The organism is Flavicella sediminum (assembly GCF_006381105.1).
In the GTDB taxonomy this organism is placed as follows: Bacteria; Bacteroidota; Bacteroidia; order Flavobacteriales; family Flavobacteriaceae; genus Flavicella; species Flavicella sediminum.
Window position 1 is genome coordinate 1 of record NZ_VDET01000014.1, and the last position, 22,399, is coordinate 22,399.

General features: G+C 32.9%; 11 protein-coding genes. 8 read left to right on the plus strand and 3 right to left on the minus strand.

Features of this window, described 5'->3' with window-relative positions; all coding sequences use genetic code 11:
* Positions 1 to 190 precede the first annotated feature (190 nt).
* Positions 191 to 1,207: a type IX secretion system protein PorQ gene (gene porQ / locus FGM02_RS12435; RefSeq protein ID WP_139958708.1), complete on the plus strand. Its 1,017-nt coding sequence runs from the start codon at positions 191 to 193 to the stop codon at positions 1,205 to 1,207.
* Between the two features lies 1 nt (position 1,208).
* A complete protein-coding gene (gene cmk / locus FGM02_RS12440) occupies positions 1,209 to 1,898 on the plus strand; it encodes a (d)CMP kinase (RefSeq protein ID WP_139958709.1) in 690 nt (229 codons plus the stop codon).
* On the opposite strand, the gene FGM02_RS12445 is transcribed toward cmk, so the two are convergent.
* Positions 1,893 to 2,210: a YbaB/EbfC family nucleoid-associated protein gene (locus FGM02_RS12445; RefSeq protein ID WP_139958710.1), complete on the minus strand. Its 318-nt coding sequence runs from the start codon at positions 2,208 to 2,210 to the stop codon at positions 1,893 to 1,895. The genes cmk and FGM02_RS12445 overlap by 6 nt on opposite strands.
* A gap of 130 nt (positions 2,211 to 2,340) precedes the next feature.
* On the opposite strand from FGM02_RS12445, the gene FGM02_RS12450 reads away from it, so the two are divergent.
* The 4 genes from FGM02_RS12450 to FGM02_RS12465 all read left to right on the plus strand — a co-directional run bounded on the left by FGM02_RS12450 (position 2,341) and on the right by FGM02_RS12465 (position 7,239).
* Positions 2,341 to 4,437 (plus strand): S9 family peptidase, encoded by a 2,097-nt coding sequence (locus tag FGM02_RS12450; RefSeq protein WP_139958711.1) that lies wholly within the window; start codon positions 2,341 to 2,343, stop codon positions 4,435 to 4,437.
* Positions 4,438 to 4,585: 148 nt separating this feature from the next.
* The gene (locus FGM02_RS12455) at positions 4,586 to 5,128 is read left to right on the plus strand and encodes an RNA polymerase sigma factor (RefSeq protein WP_139958712.1); all 543 of its coding nucleotides are present in this window, start codon (positions 4,586 to 4,588) and stop codon (positions 5,126 to 5,128) included.
* A complete protein-coding gene (locus tag FGM02_RS12460) occupies positions 5,112 to 5,684 on the plus strand; it encodes a hypothetical protein (RefSeq protein ID WP_139958713.1) in 573 nt (190 codons plus the stop codon). The genes FGM02_RS12455 and FGM02_RS12460 overlap by 17 nt, the downstream gene beginning before the upstream one ends.
* Positions 5,671 to 7,239, plus strand: coding sequence for a DUF4097 family beta strand repeat-containing protein (locus tag FGM02_RS12465; protein ID WP_139958714.1), 1,569 nt, complete (start codon positions 5,671 to 5,673; stop codon positions 7,237 to 7,239). The genes FGM02_RS12460 and FGM02_RS12465 overlap by 14 nt, the downstream gene beginning before the upstream one ends.
* Before the next feature lie 106 nt (positions 7,240 to 7,345).
* Here FGM02_RS12465 and fumC read toward each other — a convergent pair whose 3' ends face one another.
* Positions 7,346 to 8,743, minus strand: a complete 1,398-nt coding sequence (gene fumC / locus FGM02_RS12470) for a class II fumarate hydratase (RefSeq protein ID WP_139958715.1) — start codon at positions 8,741 to 8,743, stop codon at positions 7,346 to 7,348.
* Between the two features lie 320 nt (positions 8,744 to 9,063).
* Here fumC and FGM02_RS12475 point away from each other — a divergent pair, with 320 nt between their 5' ends.
* Positions 9,064 to 13,812, plus strand: coding sequence for a T9SS type A sorting domain-containing protein (locus tag FGM02_RS12475; protein ID WP_139958716.1), 4,749 nt, complete (start codon positions 9,064 to 9,066; stop codon positions 13,810 to 13,812).
* 344 nt (positions 13,813 to 14,156) lie between these two features.
* Complete coding sequence (locus FGM02_RS12480; RefSeq protein ID WP_139958717.1) at positions 14,157 to 14,633, plus strand: hypothetical protein; 477 nt, start codon at positions 14,157 to 14,159, stop codon at positions 14,631 to 14,633.
* A gap of 170 nt (positions 14,634 to 14,803) precedes the next feature.
* On the opposite strand, the gene FGM02_RS12485 is transcribed toward FGM02_RS12480, so the two are convergent.
* Positions 14,804 to 22,159 carry a LamG-like jellyroll fold domain-containing protein gene (locus tag FGM02_RS12485; RefSeq protein ID WP_139958718.1) on the minus strand — a complete coding sequence of 2,452 codons (7,356 nt, stop codon included), beginning with the start codon at positions 22,157 to 22,159 and terminating at the stop codon, positions 14,804 to 14,806.
* Positions 22,160 to 22,399: the final 240 nt, after the last annotated feature.

Consider the following 22,399-nt stretch of genomic DNA (forward strand, 5'->3'; position numbering starts at 1 on the left):
GAGCTGAGGGGACGAAATCTGTGCATAATAAGCTATATAAAGATACAACGGAAAGCCCGACCCAGTGAGGAACGCCCAAAAAAATAGAATATCTTAAAAATTGGAAATATCTAGAAAAATATTCAAGGGGTTTTATAAAATATTATAGTATTTTTACGTTCTTAATGCTATCAAACAAACCAGTGCTTTAATGAAGAACTTCTTTCTTATTCCCTTATTATTTTCGGTCTTAATTGCTAGATCGCAAACAGGAGGAGAGGCTGTTTATAGTTTTTTGAATTTACCAACTTCTGCAAGACAAATTGCATTGGGTGGATCGGCATTAACTATTAGTGGAGATATCAATCAGCCTATGTGGAATCCTGCAACGATTGATTCTGATTTGAATAATTTGGCGGCTTTGAATTATACAAATTTTTTAGCAGGAATTAAATTAGGGTCGTTTATGTACGCGACTAGATTCCATAAAAAATTAGGTGTTTTTCATTCTTCAGTTAAGTATTTAGATTATGGAACTTTGACAAGGGCTGACGAGTCTGGTAATATTACGGGTTCATTTAAAGCTTATGACCTGGCCGTTTCATTAGGGTATGCACATCATATAAAATCGTTGAATTTAGATGTTGGTGCCAATGTGAAAATTATAAATAGTTTGATAGATACTTTTTCGTCGGTGGGTATGGCTATGGATTTGGCTTTTATGTATAAAGATATTTATAGTCCGTTTAAAATTTCATTGGTATTTAGAAATATTGGTACGCAATTAAAAACATTTAACGGTACCAATGAGAAAATTCCATTGCAAATTTCGTTAGGTGCTTCTTCTCAATTAGAACATGTTCCTATTAAGTGGTTTGTCTCAATTGATAATTTGCAACAGTGGGATATTTCTACAGCGAATCCTTCAAATGCTACTTATGATATTGAGAGTGATAGTTTTGAGGAAGAAGAAATTTCATTTGGAAACAATGCTATGCGTCATTTTGTATTTGGTGTTGAATTATTTCCGGATAGTAAATTGACTTTTCGTTTAGGGTACAATCATAGAAAAGCAAAGGAATTAAGTATCATAGACAAAAGAACTTCCAGTGGATTGTCATACGGTTTTGGATTGAAAATTCCGCATGGACAGCTTAATTATGCTTTGAGTAAATTTCATCCAAGTGCTAATTCCAATACATTTAGTCTGATTTTAGATTTGAATTAAAATGAAGAAAATAACAATTGCCATAGATGGATATTCCTCTACAGGAAAAAGTACCATAGCCAAAGAATTGGCGAATAAATTAGGTTATGTATATGTTGATACAGGGGCTATGTACCGTATGGTTTCTCTGTTTGCTATGCAGAATGGATTTATTACATCTGATCAATTTGATGAAAAACAATTGATTTCACACTTGGAAACTATTGATTTAGGTTTTGTATTTAATGCTGAAGTTGGTTTTGCGGAAGCTTATTTGAACGAGGAAAATGTGGAACGAGAGATAAGAACTTTAGATGTTTCTAATTACGTTAGTAAAGTAGCTGCCGTTTCTGAGGTTCGACAAAAACTGGTTAAAATTCAAAAAAAAATTGGCCAAGATAAAGGAGTTGTGATGGATGGTCGAGATATTGGAACTGTTGTTTTTCCTGACGCTGAACTAAAATTATTTATGACTGCATCTGCTAATACACGTGCGCAAAGAAGGTTTGATGAATTGATAGCGAAAGGAGAGCAGGTTAGTTTTGAAGCTATTTTGGAAAATGTAGTCAATCGAGATCATGAAGATACTACAAGAGAAGATTCTCCTTTGGTAAAGGCAGAAGATGCCATTGAAGTAGACAATTCAAATTTAACCAAAGAAGAACAATTTCAATTGATTTATGACTTGGCTATAAAAGCTATTGAATTATAAATTCAAGCCAGGTATATTTGGCATTCCATCTTTTGCGGCAGCAGCCATTTCTCGATCATTTAAAGCCGATGCTTTTGCGATAGCATTGTTAAGTGCAATAATTAAATGATCTTCTAATTCTTCTTTATCGGATAGTATAGAATTATCAATAGCAATATTTTTAATTTCTCTATTTGCTGTAACGGTTGCTACTACAAGTCCGTCACCAGATTCGCCATCAACAAAAACAGTGTTAAGTCGTTGTTTTGTTTCTTCAATTTTTTTTTGAGCTTCTTGTAATTTGCCCATCATATCTGACATGTTTCCAAACATAATATTATCGTTTTTGTTTACAAATTTAGTAAATTGTAGGTTCACTTAAACGATTTTATAAATGTTTAAAAAAAATCTAGAATTCGCGATTATTACTCTTATTTTTGTAGCTTCTTGTAAACCAAATAAAATGATTGACACTAAGATTTCTGCACCGATTGCAGATAAAATTCCAACTACTTTTGAAATTCATAATGATGTGCGTATTGATGATTATCATTGGATGCGATTGACGGATGAGCAGAAAAATGCAGAGCATCCAGATGAGCAGACTTCTAAAGTATTGAATTATTTGAAGGAAGAAAATAGTTATTTAGAGGCTTATTTAAAACATACTGAAGATTTTCAAAAAGATGTTTTTGAGGAGATGAAAGGACGAATTAAAGAAGATGATTCTTCTGTTCCTTATAAAAAGAATGGCTATTATTATATAACTAAATATGAAATTGGAAGTCAGTACCCTATTTACACTCGAAAAAAAGGGGATTTAGAGGCGGATGAAGAAATTTTATTTGATGTGAATGAAATGGCAGAAGGTCATGATTATTATTCTTTAGGTGGTCTTTCAGTGAGTAAGGATAATTCGAAAGCAATTTTTGGAGTAGATACGGTTAGTAGAAGACAGTATACCTTGTATGTAAAGGATTTGGAGAAGAATACAATTTATGAAGAAGCTATTGAAAATACTACCGGTGGCGGTGTTTGGGCAAATGATAATAAAACGTTTTTTTATACGAAAAAAGATCCTGTTACATTAAGAAGTAATAAAATTTACAAGCATGTTTTAGGAACTTCAGTAACAGAAGACGTGGTTGTTTTTGAAGAAAAAGATGAAACTTTTAGTGTTTATGTGAGTAAATCTAAATCTAGTAAGTATTTAGTGATTGGTTCATATAGTACACTTTCAACTGAATATAGAATTTTAGAAGCTGATAGTCCGAATGGTGATTTTCGTGTATTTCAAGTACGCGAGCGTGATTTGGAATATAGCATTGCCCATTTTGAAGACCACTTTTATATTTTGACCAATAAGGATGGCGCGACCAATTTTAAATTGATGAAAACTTCGATTGAAAAAACGGCTAAAGAAAATTGGGAGGAAGTTATTGCTCATAGAGAGGATGTTTTATTAGAAGATTTATCAATTTTTAAAAATTATTTAGTTTTAGAAGAGCGAACAAATGGTTTGAATTTAATTCGAATCAAACGTTGGGATGGTACTAAAGACTATTATTTGCCTTTTCAAGAAGAAACGTATTCGGCGGGTGTATTTGCAAACCCTGAATTTGATACTGAAATTATTAGGTATGGCTATAATTCTATGACCACGCCTAGTTCGGTGATCGATTTTAATATGAACGATCAGTCGAAAGAAATTCAAAAAGAACAAGAAGTTTTAGGAGGGAAATTTGATAAACAAAATTACAAATCGGAAAGAATTTGGGTGAATGCAAGAGATGGTCAAAAAGTAGCTGTTTCATTGGTGTATAGAAAGGATACTCAATTAAATGAGGAAACGCCACTTTTATTGTATGCATACGGGTCTTACGGCCATACTATTGACGCCAGTTTTAGTACGACTAGATTGACTTTATTAGATAGAGGATTTGTGTATGCAATTGCACATATTAGAGGAAGTGAATATTTAGGAAGACCTTGGTATGAAGATGGAAAACTATTGAAAAAGAAAAATACATTTACTGATTTTATTGATTGTAGTAAGCAATTAATAGCGATGAATTATACTTCTGAAAAACATTTGTATGCCATGGGCGGATCTGCAGGTGGACTGTTGATGGGAGCTATTATAAATATGAATCCAGAATTGTACAATGGGGTTGTGGCTGCAGTGCCATTTGTAGATGTAGTTTCTACCATGTTGGACGAAACAATTCCGTTAACCACAGGTGAGTTTGATGAATGGGGAAATCCAAAAGACAAAGAATACTACCAGTATATAAAAGAATATTCGCCTTATGATAATGTAAAAGCACAGGCATATCCCAATTTATTAATTACTACAGGCTTGCATGATTCGCAAGTGCAATATTGGGAACCTGCAAAATGGATTGCAAAATTAAGAGTTCACCATACAGGATCGCAAAAATTATTGATGCACACTGATATGGAAACAGGACATGGAGGTGCTTCTGGTAGGTTTGATGCCTTGAAGGAAACGGCAAGAGATTATGTTTTTCTTTTAGATTTAGAAAGAATTACGAAATAATAAATACATGACAATTGGAAACAAAAGCGAGACTTATAAAAGTCTCGCTTTTGTTTTTTAAATTCGTTTTATAAAAAAATATACTTTTTTGCAACGTTCCATAATTTAGGTCGTCTTTAAAGTGAATAGCAATAATAAATAGGGCGTATTGACACAAACAGAACTCATAATAAACTGCAAAAACAACGATCGTAAGTCGCAGTTAAAACTGTACAATACTTATTGTGAAGGTATGTTTTTGGTGGCAAAGCGATATTTAAAGGATATGGATGAAGCCGAAGAGGCGATGCAAGATGGATTTGTAAAAGCTTTTAAAAATTTGCATCAATTTAAAGCAGAAGTTTCCTTTGGAGCTTGGTTAAAAAGAATTGTGATCAATCAATGTTTTGATGTTTTGAAAAAAAGAGAATTACAAACAGAAAGTATGGATGATGCTTTATTAGAAAATGTAATTGAAGAATCATGGGAAGTTTCAGATGCAGTTTCAGTAGAAGAAATTAAAGTTGCTATTGAAAATTTACCTTTAAAATATAGCAGCGTATTGCAACTTTATTTAATGGATGGTTTTGATCATACAGAGATTTCAAATATTATGGAAGTGGCCGAAAGTACTTCAAGATCGTTATTGCATAGAGGAAAAAAAATGATAAAAGAACAATTAAAACATTTGAATTATGGGACAAGACCTTAGAAAAATATGCAATATTAGGGAAGATGTTGAAGGTTCTTCATTAAGAGAGGGACATCAGTTTCGTTTTTTAGACAAACTAAACCAAGAGTTTCCAACCCCAAAAAAAACAGGTAAACTTCATATGCTTTGGAAGGTTGCTGCTATGTTGACGATTGGTATTGGAATGGGCTATTTAACGTTTAGTATTTTAAGTGATTCTGCAGCGAATATCGCAAAAGAAGCAAGTCATATTTCAGCTAAAAAGAAGGACTTTACGATTGGAAGTTTGTCGCCAGCTCTAAATAAAATTGAAACGTATTATATCGCAAATATCAATTTACAGCTTACAACTTTAAAGTTTTCAGAAGAAAACAAAGATTTATTGGATGGCTATATGCTTCGTTTAGATGAATTGGCGATTGCTTATAAAACATTGACTTTGGAACTTAATAATGAAGGACCCAATGAGCATACAATTGCAGCCTTGATCGAAAATTTAAAATTGCGTTTGGAGTTGCTATTCGAACTAAAAAACAAGTTAAACGAATTAAAAAATAATACAAATGGAACGATATAAATACCAAGTAGGTCTATTTATGGTCTTTTTTTGCATGCATATGTTTGGGCAGGGTAAGTACGAAGAGTCTTTTTTAGTAAAAAGGGATGTGCATTTAAAAGTAGATGCGGCTTATACCAATATAGTATTGGAAACATGGACTAAAAATAAAGTATCTGTAGAAGGAATTATTGAAGGTTCTGGTTTGTCAACTAATGAAATTGAGCGTTTGTATAAAGACTGGGATATTGAAGCAATAGGGAATTCAAGCGCTATAGAAATTGTTGCAAATTCAAATTCGAATGGGGCAGAAGTAGGAGAGAATCAAGAATTATCTTTTATTGAGCCTTTGGTAGAAAGCATTGTAGGTCCAATGATTAAAAACCTAGCCAATTCGCCTTTATCTGACGATTTCACGTCTAATATGAGTCATTTAAATTTTGATTATGAAGCGTATAAAAAGGATCCAAAAGGCTATATGAAAGAATGGGAAATGGAAGTAGAAAAGGCCTATGAGAAAAAAGAAGGAAAGCATGTGATAAAACAAAAAGTAAAAGTGACAAATGAAAACGAGAAGGCCAAAAGGAGCTTGCTATTTGGTTTTCCAAACAGTCCCTTTCCTGTAGATTTGGACGACCTTAATTTTGATGATAAAGAATACAAAGAGAATAAAAGTGCCTATGTATCAAAATTGAATAAGAAGCATAAAAGTAGAGTAACGACCAAAGAGGTAGATTTATGGTTAGAGGAAATTGCCTTATGGGAAAAGGATTTTGAAGAAAAAATGGAGCAGTGGGGAGAAAAATTGGAAGAATCTATGGAAGATTGGGGAGAGAATTTTGAAAGAAAAATGGAAGAATGGGGAGCAAAGCTAGAACGCTGGGCAGATAATTTTGCTGAAGACTTCGAGGAAAATGAAAAAAATCAGAAAAAATATGTTCATGTCGAAAAATTCGAAAATGCTTCCTTAAAAAAAACACCTAGAACCCTGTATATAAAAGTCCCTGAAAATGCAGTCCTAAATATTGCGTTGTTGTATGGGAATTTGAAAGCAGAAAATTTAGAAAACAAAGCAAATATTTCCTTAAAATACGGCTCCTTAAAAGCAGGAAGTATAGCGAATAGCTCAACGAGAATTACAGCAGCATATTCTTCAATAAATGTTAGAAATTGGGTAGCCGGAAGTTTGGAGTTGAAATATGCTAAAAACAATTATATTGACAATGCCAAAACCTTAAATTTGGTTTCAAGTGGTTCAGATGTTTCCATTCAAAAATTGTCTGGGGATGCTATTATTAATGGATCATTTGGTGATTTGTCTATAGAACAAATTGACAGTAATTTCGAGAATTTAGATATTGTATTGGAAAATACAGATGCTAGAGTGAAATTACCTAAGGGAAGTTATAATTTGTACTATAATGGAAATAAATCAAAATTAAAATACCCAAAAATGGAGGATGTTTCTGAAATAAGTAATGGAAGCACAAAAATTATCAAAGGCTATAAAGGAACTAGTAGCAGTAAAAAGAATATTCATATTTCTGCTAAATACAGTGATGTGCTTTTAGAATAAAATTGTGTTTGCTATTGTCCAATTTGAATTAGTTAATTTTTGGTCTTAACAAACAAAAAAGGTGTCTGAGAAATCAGACACCTTTTGTTTTATAAAAAAGAGACGTTTATTTTAAACTCCCAATCATTTCTTCAGGTTTTACCCATTCGTCATATTCAGCTTCTGTAACATAGCCCAAACGAACAGCTTCTACTTTTAAGGTAGTTCCGTTTGCATGTGCTGTATTGGCAATTTCAGCCGCTTTGTAATATCCAATTTTAGTATTTAATGCAGTTACTAGCATTAATGAATTGTTTAATAATTCTTTAATAACAGGATAGTTTGGTTCAATTCCAACCGCACAATTTACATCAAAAGAAACACAAGCATCACCAATTAAGCGTGCAGATTGTAATAGGTTTGCTGCCATTACAGGTTTGAATACATTCAATTCGTAATGCCCTTGCATTCCACCAACACCAATAGCAACATCATTCCCCATTACTTGTGCGGCTACCATAGTAATAGCTTCACATTGCGTTGGGTTAACTTTACCAGGCATAATAGAAGATCCTGGCTCGTTTGCAGGAATAATCAATTCGCCAATACCTGAACGTGGCCCAGAAGCCATCATACGGATATCGTTTGCTATTTTATTTAAAGAGACCGCAACTTGTTTTAAAGCTCCGTGAGATTCTACAATGGCATCGTGTGCCGCCAAAGCTTCAAATTTATTTTCGGCAGTAATAAATGGCAATCCAGTAAATTCTGCTATTTTTTTAGCGACCAACACATCATATCCAGCAGGCGTATTTAATCCGGTACCAACAGCGGTACCACCAAGTGCCAATTCAGCCAAATGTGCCAAAGTGTTTTTAATCGCTTTTAATCCGTGGTTTAATTGAGAAACATAACCAGAAAATTCTTGTCCGATCGTAAGAGGAGTCGCATCCATTAAGTGTGTACGACCAATTTTTACAACATCTTTAAATTCTAACGCTTTCGCTTGTAAAGTATCACGTAATTGCTCAATACCAGGAATTGTTGTTTCAACAATCATTTTGTAACAAGCAATGTGCATTCCTGTAGGAAAGGTATCATTTGATGATTGAGATTTGTTTACATCATCATTGGGTTGAATAGCTTTTTCACCTTCACCGATAACTCGCCCTGCTAATTCTTGAGCACGATTGGCAATGACTTCATTACAATTCATATTACTTTGCGTACCAGAACCTGTTTGCCAAATAACCAAAGGAAATTGGTCATCGTGCTTTCCTGCTAATATTTCGTCACAAGCACCAGAGATTAAATCTCTTTTTTCTGCACTTAATACACCTAAATCACAATTGGCATGTGCAGCTGCTTTTTTTAAGTAAGCAAAACCGTAAACAATTTCCAAAGGCATTGATGCGCTTGGTCCAATTTTAAAGTTGTTTCTAGATCTTTCTGTTTGAGCACCCCAATATTTATTGGCAGGAACTTTAACCTCTCCCATGGTGTCTTTTTCAATTCTGTAATCCATAATTTATGTAAAATTTGTTTTCTTATTTTAGTAAGTTTAGTCGTTAGAAAAGGTGATTCTAATCTTAAAAACTTGTACAACAAATATAAGGAATCAGTCTGTTTTGTTAGATGTAATGAACGTTTTTTTTAAGACTTTAAGGTCTTTTTTATTAAATGTAATTATTACAATAAAAATGATTTAATTTGCAAATAAAAATTGTAAACCACAGACAGTTAATTTCTTGTCGGTTAACCTTACATATGAAGCTAAAACAATTATGTAGCTATTTTAGTTAACGATTTAGAAAGTATAATTTACTGGGTTTTTTAAAAAAAACTATGAAAAATAAAATAGGATTAATTATTTGTTTATTTGTAACACTTATTTCTAACAGAGTTGAAGCGCAACTATATATAGGTGATGTATTAATTACAAATCAAAGTGAGGTTGATGCGTTTAATTACACTTCAATATTTGGGAGTTTGGAAGTGAGGGAAAGTACGCCTGGTTCCATTACAAATTTAAACGGACTAAATAAGTTAGCAAGAGTTTATAAAAGTTTTAAAATTATAGGTAATTCGGCCTTAGAAGATTTAGTTGGTTTGGAGAAACTTTTAGAAATTAAACAAGATTTTGAAATTTCTAATAATAGTCAATTTATTTCTTTTACAGGACTTGAAGCATTAGAAAAAATAGGAGGGAATTTTTATATCACTGATAATGAATTGCTAACAAATTTAAATGCTTTAGAGCAATTAGCTACTGTTACTGTTGATGTTCAAATTGTAAATAATTCTAATTTGGTCAGTTTTTGTGGCATTAAGGAATTAGTACTTACAAACGGAATCACAGGGGAACTTTTAATTTCAGAAAATTCTAGTAATCCAACAGAAGGAATTATAGAAAATGATCCTTGTAATACTTATTATGGGAATTTGAGTTTTAGGTCACAAGCGGAAATAGATGCATTTAAATATGTACATATTGTTGGTGATTTAGAAGTTAAAGAAACACAAGAAAATGCAATTGTCAATTTAGATTCTTTGTCCGTTTTACAGTCCGTATCGGGAAACTTAAGTATTAAGGATAATAAAAAATTGGATAATTTTTGTGGAATAAAAACCTTGTTAGCGGATGAAAATGTGTTAGGTGCTATTTCTATTGAGGGAAATAATTACAACCCGACAGTAGAGGAGTTGTTTATTAATTGTGCAAATCCTATTTATAATGGTAATTTAATAATAACGGAACAAAAAGATATTGATACCTTTTCTTATACACGTATAAATGGTAATCTACATATAGGAACAGGCCTTACAGGAGATAGAATTTTTAATTTATCTGGTTTGAGTAGTTTAACATTTGTTGAAGGAAATTTATTGATTGGTCAATATGCAAATTTCAATAGCATGCAAACCTTAGCGGGGTTGCATAATTTAACAGAAGTTGGAGGTGATTTAAATATTGCTGTAAATGATGAGTTGCTGAACCTTGATGAATTGTCTAGCTTAGTTTCTATAGGTGGAAATCTGTTAATTTCAGGAAATCCAAAGCTAATTTCTGTGGAAGGGTTAAGTAAACTAAAAGCGGTTGGAAATTCTATTATGATTGGATATGCAAGTGCTGGTGGAAACCCTGAATTAACCTCGTTGAAAGGTTTGGAAAATATAACTTCTCTAAAAGGAAATTTGGTGCTAACCGAATGTGATAAAATTAGTTCATTAGAAGGTCTTAATAGTTTAGAAAGGATTGAAGGAAGTTTTTCTATTGGAAATTTTTCAGTCGATAAAGTAACAAATCTAACATCTTTAGACGGTCTTGAAAATTTAAATAGTATAGGAGGAAATATATCGATTAAAAACAATAATTTACTGAGCTCTATAGTTGGGTTAACGAGTTTAACGGAAGTTGGAGGGAATATAAATTTCGAGAATAACCCTGCTTTAGAATCTTTTGAAGGATTGGAAAAATTAGCATCAGTTAATGGGTTTTTATCTATTAAAAATAACTCAAGCTTGACATCCATTGCACAATTAAATAAACTTTCAACTATTCCTGGGGATCTTACTATTACAGAAAACCCGAAATTAACTTCTTTAAATGGTTTAGAAAATGTGACAAATATTAGTGGATATTTGACTGTCTTAAAAAACGAGAGTCTGTCTAATTTAGACGGATTGAACAATGTCCTAACTATTGGCGATTATGTATTGATTGCAGAAAATGAACAATTAAATGATTTATGTGGTATCAAAAATAGTATTCAAAATAAAGAAGTTGAAAAAAATGAATACACGGTAATCTCAAATGGTTTCAATCCTGAATTTGAAGATTTGAGAGATGATTTAACTTGTTCTATTGTTCCAGGCGCAAATGCTGATGTTTTTAATGGTAGTCTTCTATTATCTACACAAAATCAAGTAGATGCTTTTCCGTATAAAAAAGTTACGGGAAACCTTAGCATTTCTGAAGCTGTAGAGAATGAGATTGTGAACCTAGACGGACTTTCGTCGTTAACGGAAATTGGTGGAGCTTTACTTTTAAAAAATAATAAAAGTCTAAATTCTATTACAGGATTAAGAAACTTGACCACAATAATCAGTAATTTAACTATAGAAAATAATTCAAGTTTAACTTCTTTAAATGGCTTAGAACAAGTAACTAAAGTAAAAGGTGTTAGTGTTATAAATAATAGTATTTTAGTTGGTTTTTCAGGCTTTTTAAATATAAGTTCACTGGATCATTTATCGATTCAAGGAAACGCTTCTTTAAAAAGTTTTGAAGGATTGGAAAGACTAACCGAAATAGGGCTGTTACAAATAATGGATAATCTAAATTTAATTTCTTTTAGTGGCCTAAGTAATTTGAAAACGATTACGAAAGGGATGTTAGTCAGCGGGAATTCTAACTTAATTAATTTTGATGGACTCGAAAAAGTTTCTTCAATTTATTCATTAACCATATCGAAGAATGAGAAGTTAATTTCTTTAGATGGATTGGAGAATTTAGTCATTATTCATGCCTATTTAAATATCGGAAATTATTTAAACGGAAACCCTGTGCTGGCTTCTTTGAAAGGATTACAAAATTTAAAAACGATAGGTAAAGATTGTTACATTTGGAATAATAATTCACTTAAAACCTTAGATGGTTTGAATAAATTAACGAGTGTTGGTGGTTTATTACGTATATCTAATAATAAGGGCTTAACCTCTTTAAGTGGACTTGGAAGTTTGACCAAAGTTGATAGACTAGAAATATCTTCGAACTCTGTATTGGAAAATTTTTGTTCTCTTACAAAATTGGCTAATTACAATAGTACATCTGATATATATTATTCTGTGAAATTTAATGGCATAAACCCCACATTTGAAAATTTAAAATACAACAATATATGTGGAGCCATTATTCACGAAGGAGATTTGGTTTTAACAACTCAAGACGAAATAGATAATTTTGAATATTCTCAAATTAATGGAAATTTAATAATAGAAGAGGAGCTAACAAATTCTATTATTGATTTAGAAGGACTTGCAAGTTTAAATACGGTAAATGGATCTGTGTTGATTAAAAACAATGCTTCTTTAGAAAACTATTGCGGATTGAGTTATTTGATTTTATACGAGGCCATATCGGGAACGTTTACAACAACAAATAACAAATACAATCCGCAAATTAATAATTTTCTTTCCAATCAATGTAATCCTAATAATTATATAGGTAGCATCACTTTAACAACTCAAAGTGCTGTTGATGCATTTGCATACAGTGAAATTTCTGGTGATTTATTTATAAAGAATAATAGCGAAGATCCTATAGTTAATTTAGCTGCCTTAAATAAGTTAACGACTATTGGTGGTTCTTTATATGTAGATAAAACAAAGAGCTTAGCCTCATTAGAAGGGTTGAATAATTTAAATTTTATTGGTGAAAATATATTTATTTTTGGAAACAAATTAAGTTCGCTGAAAGGATTTGACAAACTAACGTTTATACCAGGAGTTTTATTAATAACTAATAATCAAGAGTTACTGACTTTAGAAGGCTTAGATTGCCTTACAAAGGTAGCTGGCAATGTGACCCTAATTGAAAATGGTTTGCAGTCTTTAGCCGGTTTTGGGGCAATAGAATATTTGGAAGGAAGTTTATCCATTATAGGGAATAATAATTTGACTAGTTTTTGCGAAATTGGAAGTCTGTTGAGAGAGAATCGTATTTCAAAATCAGAATTTGAACTTTATAGCAATGGATACAATCCTACTTATGAGGAAATTCAACAAAATGATCTATGTTCTATAAGTTCAGGAAATCAAGGAAACGGACAGTTTAATGGAACTATGATCTTAACAAATCAAGCTGAAATTGAGAATTTCGACTTTTCTAAAATTACAGGAAATTTAATTATTCGCGAAGAGGAAGCTGGCGCAATTGTAAACCTCGAGAAATTACAATCCTTATCGAGTATAGAAGGGAAACTTGTTATAGAGAATACTAGCAATTTAGATGCTTTAACAGGCTTAGAAGGAGTTTCTTCTGTTAGTCAGTTGTTTATTATAACAAACGAAGCTTTAACAACTTTAAAAGGTTTGGACAATTTGGAAACTATTTCATACGGTTTGGATGTTGGTGGACTTTACAAAGGGAACAATTCTTTGATTTCTTTGGACGGATTGGAAAATTTAAAAGAAATAGGTAATTACTATCGAATTGCTAGTAATATAAAGTTAGAAAACTTTTGTGGAATAAAGCCAGTTACTGTGCTGCAAGGTTTACCAGGTGCTCGTGAGGTTTGGGGAAATGCAGTTAATCCTTCGTTTTATGATTTATGGAATCTTGACTGTCCGAATTTAGCGGTAGATACTTTTAATACTATGGGTTTACATATTTATCCAAACCCAATCAAAGATGCTGTTTTTGTGGATGTTGAATCTTTTAAGCAAGCAAAAATTTACAATTTAGCAGGGAATGAGATTGGCGTTTATAATACACAAACAATACATTTTGAAAACTGTACTCCGGGAATCTATTTATTAGAAGTTACTACACATAACCATCAGGTTTTTAGAAAGAAAATAATAAAAGAATAATTACTCGAAATTAAGTTTGAAAAAATAGTGTTAATTTGAAAAAAACATTATTTTTGCCAAGTATTTATTATAACACGCAATTTAATTATGGACGTTTCTCAATATTTAGGATTTTTATTATTTCTTTTTATATTCACAGCTGGATTTTGGTTGTTGATATTTTTATTAACTTTTGTTGTTCCTTACTGGATAGGTGGAACTTTATTAGAAAATTTACAATTAAAGAAAGAAGCGAAAGCTAAAAAGTAAGTTCGTCTTGAAACTTATATATAAAAAGGATTGCACATTGGGCAATCCTTTTTTTTGTGTCCATTATTTTTTTTCGTTCCACTTAAATTCAATGTATGAAAGCAGCTTCCTTAAGAGAAATTAAATCAGAGTTATCACATAGTACAAAAGAAGAATTATTAGCCTTGTGTTTGCACTTGTCTAAATTTAAAAAAGAAAACAAAGAACTAATGACTTATTTGCTTTTTGAAGCGAATAACGAAGAAGGTTTTGTAGAGACTGTAAAAGCTGAAGTAGATGAATTATTTATCCACATCAATACACAGAGTTATTTTTACATGAAAAAGACCATTAGAAAGGTTTTAAGAGTGATAAAAACAAATATTCGCTATTCTAAAAATAAAGAAACAGAGGTGGAGTTGCTCTTGTATTTTTGTGAATGTTTAAAAGAATTAAGACCTTCTATAAAATACAACATGTTGCTAAAAAATTTATTTAAAAGAGAGTTGGTATCCATAGAAAAAAAAGTAGCACTGCTACATGAAGATTTGCAATATGACTATCAGCAAGCTATAGACGATTTAAAACTTTAAGGTATAAATTCATCAAATTTATTTTTGAAATCAGTGAACGCTCAAAAACAAATTTAAAGTACCTTTCTTAAAAAAGGATTCTTAAAAAATACTATTTTAAATAAAAAAAGTAGCCAGTAACGATCAAGCACACTGACCACTTTTTAGGGAATGACTTTTTTACTATTTGCTTAGTAAATAATTATTTTTTGAGAAACGGTTCCTTTGTTCGTTTGCAACTTTAGTACATAAATACCATAAGCCATATGTTTGACTGAAATACGATTGTTTTCCGAATTTATTGGAGCAGTATTAAAACGAATTCCTGACATATTTATAAGTGTAGAAGCACTGATTTGTAAGTTTTCAGGATTTATTATTTTTAATACCTGTAGTTTTTTGTCATAATGTACTTTTATTCCTTCGCGAGTTTCTACTGTCGGGTTAATCGTTTCCAAAGTTTGTCCTTCTTGAAAAACAATTGAAAAACGATTTTCATAGGTGCCTTCTTCTAAGAAAAATTCATAAGCCGTTCCTGTAATTGCTTGATAAGTACCAAGAATATTGTCTTTTAAATAAACCGTTCTTTCTAAATTGTTTGCTTCGTCTAGAATTAATTTTACATTTTGGTCAGAATTTGTGCTAATGCCCAAAGGAATTTCCATAGCGTCGTTTATTTGTGGAACCGCTGCAATGGAGTATTTATTTGTATCATCTGTAAAATGAATGTAGGCATCTGTTTCTTGTAAATCATACATGGCACTGTCATAACCTTCATCATATGCAAAAGTGAAATCTTTGTCAAACCCAATACCTAATTGTCTGTGTATGGCAACATTGTTTTCATTGGTGTATTCAAACCCTAATTTCATGGATGCTTGTGCATTTGTACTACTTTCTGAAGTTGGTTTAATTTTATTTTTCTTCCCTTTAAAAAATACGGAATTGCTATTATCCTGTGCTTGATAATTTCTATGGGCATTTTCAAAAGTAATCGTTCCATTGGCTTTTGCACCAGCAAAGAAACTTTGTCCAACGGCAATGTATCTACCAGGAACATCGTAGGTGTTTCCTGAGCCTAAACCATCTGTTCCTGCAACAATACTTTGTGCGGCAACTGACATCATTAAGTTTGTTGTAGCGTAACCACCTTGATAGCCTTCTTTATGGTGACCAGCAATTACATTACTTGTACTAGCTTCACCTTTGTGTTGCCAAAAATATAAAGTTCCTTCTAAGACTTCAGAATTTTCATTTAAAAAATCGATGGCATCTAGTGCACAAGGATAAGGATTTCCTATTAAATTATTCGTGTCTACATCAACAGGAATAGTAATGGTTCCATCGTTTGGTTTTCCAACAAAAGTATAATTTTGATTGGCGATTCCAGTACTTTTCATGGTGTATCCGGCAGCTCTTTGTATGCTCACGTTGTCTCTTTTTTGAACCCAATCATCACGACTAACACCATTTGTATAGGTCCATATCCAATAGTTGGAAAGGGTAATAGGTGAGGTTGAAAAGTCGCCATCAAAACCTGTTGTGAAATTAATGTCTAACGGTTGAGAATTTTCAGATGTTGGAACAGTCCCGTCTTTCATGACAGCACCTACAGAGAAAGTAGATTTTCCTACTTCAACAACAGGAGACGACCAGTAATGGTATCTATATACATTTGGAACACTAGCTTGTTGGTCAATATATATTTTACCAGTTCCTTCAACATTTGTAGCTAACAAATGTGTTTGAATTAATTGTGCATCACCAATCATACGAATTTCACCATCTAAAATAAAATCTTCGTCAAATTCTAAATAATGGTTGTCGGTTATAGTTAATTTTGAGTTTTCTTTGACCCATACACATTCTACAACAGCATTTTCGTCTAAAGTGGCATGGTTAGAAGTTCCTTGTGAATCAACGACCACAACTTTATCAACATCATCCGCTTGCGTACTTGCAGAGTTTGCAGTTCCTGCACCACCCGTCCATGAATTTGAGTCACCGTTCCAAAAAATTCCGTTTACTTCGGTGTAGGTGAAATATTTGGTACCATCAAAATTGTAATTTGCTACATATTGTGTACTTCCATTAACAGTTGTGCTTGTAATAGGTATGTATTGTACATTGCTTGAAAATATGGCATCATCTGCAACTTTCAATAATTTGGTTGTAAAAGGGGTGTTTAACAAACCGTTTATGGTGGCTGCATCAAAAGCAACTTGTACTGAACCTACTGTTCCTGTTTCTTTCACCTTCCAAACTCTAGTCAATGTTTTTTCAGGAGCACAAACTAAAACAGATGAAGTTGTTGTAGTTAAACTACTATTATTATTCCCCCAAACTAAGAAATCTTTGTTATTTGCAAAGGTTCCTGAATTGTTGTTATTTGTATCCACGATGTTTCCTAACCCGATAGTCACATGTACTTCAGCATCTTGGTTTTGTGACTTGGATTGTTTTTGAAGCAATACCATACCATCATCTCTACCAATTCCAGCTACATCGTAATGGTAAGCACTATTGTTTGTGTAATTCCATACTTTTGTAGTTAAATCAGATAATATATAATCTCCTTCAATTATAGATCCTTCGTTGTCAGTTTTGTCTAAAGTAAAACCATATTTAATAGCTAAATAAGATTCAACTTGTTGTTTTTTCGCGAAACTATGCTGGGTACTAAATAACATCACTTCGGCAACACTACCCTCAATCGTACTTGAAGCTTGCGTTCTATCTTTTCCTACATAATAGGTATGACTAGCATTTGAAATTTCTCCTGTAAAAATGTTGGTAATTAATTCAAAATTATCAGGTCTAGGATGTGCCGTTAAAGTTGTAGACAAACCGTTGACAAATTGATTTCCACCAGTTACTATAGCAGGTGTATTTGTTAGGTCATACACATTTGTTGAATTATCCCCATAACCAATTCCATTTCCATCATTGTTTGTGAATGCACTGGTTCTATTTGCCGTAGAAACATCGTTGTATACAATGTACATGGAAACAGGGTTTAAGTTTCCTGTATACGTTAATACATCATTGTTAGCAGGTGTAAAAGTAATAACAGGGTTGAAATTTAAAGTATTTGCTGTGCTGCTCGGTTCATTGCCACCCGATCCTATAAAATCGACCGTAGAAGCAGGTTGTTCCTCTGTTTGATCTTCCCATAAAGTAACAGCAGATCCACCGGTAACTCCTTTATCAGCACGTAGCCACAATGTATTTCCAACAACATTGGGTTCTACGTCATCAATAACAGCATCTCTATAATCTACATCACCTGTTGTGGTAACATCTGAATCTACATCTGGTAAATCTGTAGCAGGATCATTAATCTCATCATTGGAAATAAAACCATCATTGGTATTGCTTCCTTCAAAATTGTCATCTAAGCCATCTCCATCTGTATCAATACCGCTAGCCACATTGTCTGCATCTCCATTTTCTTGAATATCCGGAGTTGTATCATTGTCTGAATCTAGGTCTAAATAATCAGGATTATCCACACCATCTGTGTTTTCAATAGAAAAACTTGTCGCACTTGAAGTATCGTTATTCTCATAAACATTGTACAAGCCATTGGCACCAACAGAACCGGTAGGTATAACAAATGCAGTAGTTGATTGACCTTCTACATTATCAGGAATTCCATCATTATCAGAATCAATATCTAAATGATTAGGAATTCCATCTCCATCGGTATCACAATTGGGCGTACTGTATAATTCTCCAATATCTGTTGAATTTAAGGCTGTTGGATAATGCAAGAATTCATCCATTAATCCGGTAAAATAATCTGCACCAGAAGTTCCATAGGCATTTGAGGAGTTAGAACCACCAAATCCACTATTATTCACGTGCGTATTTAGCGAACCAAAGCCGGTAGCCAATTCTGGAGTTGCCGTTCCGTTTAAGTACAAGGTTGCATTTCCATTGCTGTAAACAAAAGCAATATGATACCAATTTCCTATTTCAATTAAATCCAATGAAGCTGTGTTTAAACTAACTTCTGTACCATTTCCTTCTTTAACCTGTGCTTCCAATACATCTCCATTTAGTCTTATGGAGATACCATTTGTAGAACCACCCTCATCCACTAAAAATTGTATACCAGTTACTGAACTTGGGTTGATCCAAAATGAATAAGTGAAATTAGCAATGGTTTGTTCTAAGAAAGTAGATGACTGACTGTAGTGTAAAAAATAAGTTCCATCAAAAAGAACAGAATTAGCTCCGGAAATACTATTGGTAGAGTAGGCTAATCCTGCAGGTGAATTTTGCAGGTCATTTGAATTTCCTGAAATATCATCCGTAGAATTTTCATAAGTCCAATAAGCATCATAGCCACCAACGCTGTTAGATAAACAGTTGTTATTTTCATCCGTATCAAGAATTCCGTCATTGTCATCATCAATATCTACATCGTTAGGAATACCATCATTATCAGTATCGTTTCCAACAACAGCATCACGATAGTCTAAATCTCCACCCGAAGCGTTTACATCGCCATCGGAATCGTTAAGAACACTTGTGAAATTTTCGTCAAATATTCCATTTATATCTGCAAAAGTGTCTCCATTGTCAAGCGTGTTATCCAATCCATTTGTACCAACATTTCCGTCAGTTTTACCATCTGCACCACCAGAGGTGTCTGTTAGTCCACTTCCAGATTCTACAATGTCATAAATTCCGTCGTTGTCAGAATCTAAATCTAAATAATCGGTGTTATCGGTTTCATCTGTATTGACAGGGGTATTTCCTCCACTATAAGCAAGGTCGATCCCAAAAATATCAAAACTTCCAGACGGAGCGATATATCCTTGGGTAGTTTGGGATTCTATATTATCAGGAATTCCATCGTTATCGGCATCTAAATCTAAGTAATTATCAATTCCATCATTGTCAAAATCGTTAGGACTTAATCCAGTACCGTAAGCAGTATCAATACCTGTGGCACTATATTCATTGTTTGGAGCTATATACCCACTTGTTGTTTGCGCTTCAATATTGTCTAAAATCCCATCATTGTCAGAGTCTAAATCCCGGAAATTGAAAACGCCATCACCATCTGTATCTGCTGGTAAACAAAAAGAAATATCTCCAATAGCCATATCATGTGTTCCGGAGGGGTCAGTTGTATCGGTATTTGTAAAAATAATTTTGAACTTAGAAATCCAAATTGGAAGTCCGTTTATTGTAATATTTCCACTTGTTGCACCTGCAATTGCTGCGTCAGTTCCTTCAAAAACATTGGTACTAGGTGTTACTACTTTTACATTATCTGTACCTACAGTGTAATCTGCTCCGGACATAGTATACAAGTCACCTTTGAAGTCTATAAAAACCAGTTCTACATTGTCTTTTGAATTTGTATTTAAATCGATATCATGTAGCGTAAATGATAGATTGTGAATTGGAGTATCGAAAGAAAAAGTATGTGTAGAAGATCCATTTTGAGCAGCAGCTTGTGATAAATTATAAGAACTATCGCTGGTCAGATTATCATTTATATTGTAATTCGTACTTGTTGTGATAGGGGTAAACCTAGACAAAGTTACTTGTATATTGTTTATTGTTACTATTTCACTGCTAAGTACGGGGTCATCTCCAGAAGAAACGCTTGTTGTTCCGTTAGTGTATAAGGTAGTCCAATCAATACTCGAGTCATATGTAGAACAAGTTCCTAATTCTTCCAAATCTGTAATTCCATCATTGTCATCATCTAAATCTGTTTCATCATTTACATTGTCATCATCATTATCGTTATTGATGGTATCATCTCTATAATCTACATCTCCTTGAGTTAAAACATCTTCATCTTCATCCGGAAAATTATCCGTTTGTGTATTGTCAAAACTTCCGTTTACATCTGTGTAGGTGTCTCCATTATCATAAGAATTATCCAATCCGTTGGTTCCTTGGGTACCAGAAAGTGTCAATCCTGCTTCGAGGGTGTCTGATAAGCCATCATTGTCAGAATCCAAATCTAAATAATCGACTTCATCGGCAGCACCATCTGAATTCACAGGAGTTAATCCTCCAGAGTACGCTGTATCTACACCAGAGCCATCATAGACATTGTTTGGAGCAATATAGCCTGCGGTAGATTGTGCTTCAATATTGTCTGGAATACCATCATTATCAGAATCTAAATCTTGGTAATTTGGAATTCCGTCACCATCTGTATCAATATGACCAATATAGGCATCTGTATAAAAAGAATTACACGTAAAGTCTAAGGCAGTTTCTCTATTTCCGGTATTTACGGTACCAGAGATATTTGAAATAAAACCAAAACGGACTTTGTATTCTGTATTACTAGCGTGTATGGTGGTAAAGTTTACTTGCGGGTTTTCATTACTAACGCCTCCGTATTCTGTATTTCCAGAAGTTCCTATAAACCAATTTCCATCTCTAGAAAAAGTCAATTCGGTATCACCATTATAGGTATATACAGAAGGACTTAGAGACCAAGATTGTTCGCTAAAATTATTATTTCCATCAATGTCATTAAAACTGGCATTAAAATCGGAAACTTGGTATGGAGTTGTTGTACCTGAAGTTACAAAATTAAAGGTATATTCCACATAAGCTTGAGTTCCCACTCCTGAAATGCTAGGGTTGGTTCTTGCAATAATAGAGGAAGCATAACTCCCATCATCATCGATATTTAATAAAGTAATATTATTTAAAGCAGAAATTGTGACCAATACATCTACACCAGATAAAACATTAGGAAAACGATAGACTTCATTCAATTCAAAATTACTATCACCATCGCCGGTTTCTTCAATGCTGTTTTCAAAAACTAACTGATCAACACCATCACATGATAAAATTGTATTTGTTGTGTAATTTTGTTCAACGCTATCAAGAATTCCGTCATTATCATCATCTAAGTCAATTGCGTCATCAATTCCATCACCGTCATTATCGCCAGTACTTACAAAAGCATCAATAATTTCTATATTGTCAATTCGAAATAATTCATCGTCATAACTAATTGTACTTCTAAAACGAATAAAAGTATTGGCTCCTCCAGAAGAGGGAAGAACTTCTTCATAACTTCCAGAATTTCCACCTGAAGGGCACATTAACAAATTTCCTCCAGAAGCTGATTCTCCTTGGAAAGTATCCAAAGTTGTCCAAGAGCTCCCATTATCTGTGGAATATTCAACCCAAACAAAATCATTTGTTTCCATGGCTCCAGAACAGCTAAACGTAAAGTTTAATGTTGGAGTAGAATAGCCCGTTAAATTAACTTTTCTTCTTAGGTTAGCACTATCATTTGAAGAACTTGCATCCCCAGTCATTAATAAACTTCCAGCATTGATACTAATTAAACCAGTACCTGAATTATTGTCATCATCCGTTTCTATCCAATCACCTGTCCATCCACTACCACTACTGTAGTTGGCTGTAGACCAATCTTCTGAAGCTATTGTAGTTTGTGAAATGGCTGAATATTGAATAATATAGGCTGCCAAAAAGATAGAAGCTTTTATTATTTTATTAAAAATACTGTGTTTTGTGAAAATCATCCCTTTTTAATTAATTTCATCTAAAACACTTCTTATAGCAAAGTATAAGTCGCATTAATAATGAAAAATTACAATTATGGTTACTTTTTAATCTACCTATAATTAGGGATGTATAGGAATGCTTGCAAATTTAGACTAAATAAAGTGAATTTTTATTAACAAAGGTTGATAATTATATTAGGGAGATTTGTAGAATATTGATAAGAAGTGTGAAAACCTAGGAGGGCAATAGGTTTGTGG

What these genes read in the sequence shown, in the direction of transcription:
- FGM02_RS12460 (WP_139958713.1), top strand. Translation starts at nt 5,112, where the DNA reads ATGGGACAAGACCTTAGAAAAATATGCAATATTAGGGAAGATGTTGAA.
- FGM02_RS12445 (WP_139958710.1), bottom strand. Translation starts at nt 2,210, where the DNA reads ATGTTTGGAAACATGTCAGATATGATGGGCAAATTACAAGAAGCTCAA.
- FGM02_RS12475 (WP_139958716.1), top strand. Translation starts at nt 9,064, where the DNA reads ATGAAAAATAAAATAGGATTAATTATTTGTTTATTTGTAACACTTATT.
- FGM02_RS12480 (WP_139958717.1), top strand. Translation starts at nt 14,157, where the DNA reads ATGAAAGCAGCTTCCTTAAGAGAAATTAAATCAGAGTTATCACATAGT.
- FGM02_RS12450 (WP_139958711.1), top strand. Translation starts at nt 2,341, where the DNA reads ATGATTGACACTAAGATTTCTGCACCGATTGCAGATAAAATTCCAACT.
- fumC (WP_139958715.1), bottom strand. Translation starts at nt 8,743, where the DNA reads ATGGATTACAGAATTGAAAAAGACACCATGGGAGAGGTTAAAGTTCCT.
- cmk (WP_139958709.1), top strand. Translation starts at nt 1,209, where the DNA reads ATGAAGAAAATAACAATTGCCATAGATGGATATTCCTCTACAGGAAAA.
- FGM02_RS12465 (WP_139958714.1), top strand. Translation starts at nt 5,671, where the DNA reads ATGGAACGATATAAATACCAAGTAGGTCTATTTATGGTCTTTTTTTGC.
- porQ (WP_139958708.1), top strand. Translation starts at nt 191, where the DNA reads ATGAAGAACTTCTTTCTTATTCCCTTATTATTTTCGGTCTTAATTGCT.
- FGM02_RS12485 (WP_139958718.1), bottom strand. Translation starts at nt 22,159, where the DNA reads ATGATTTTCACAAAACACAGTATTTTTAATAAAATAATAAAAGCTTCT.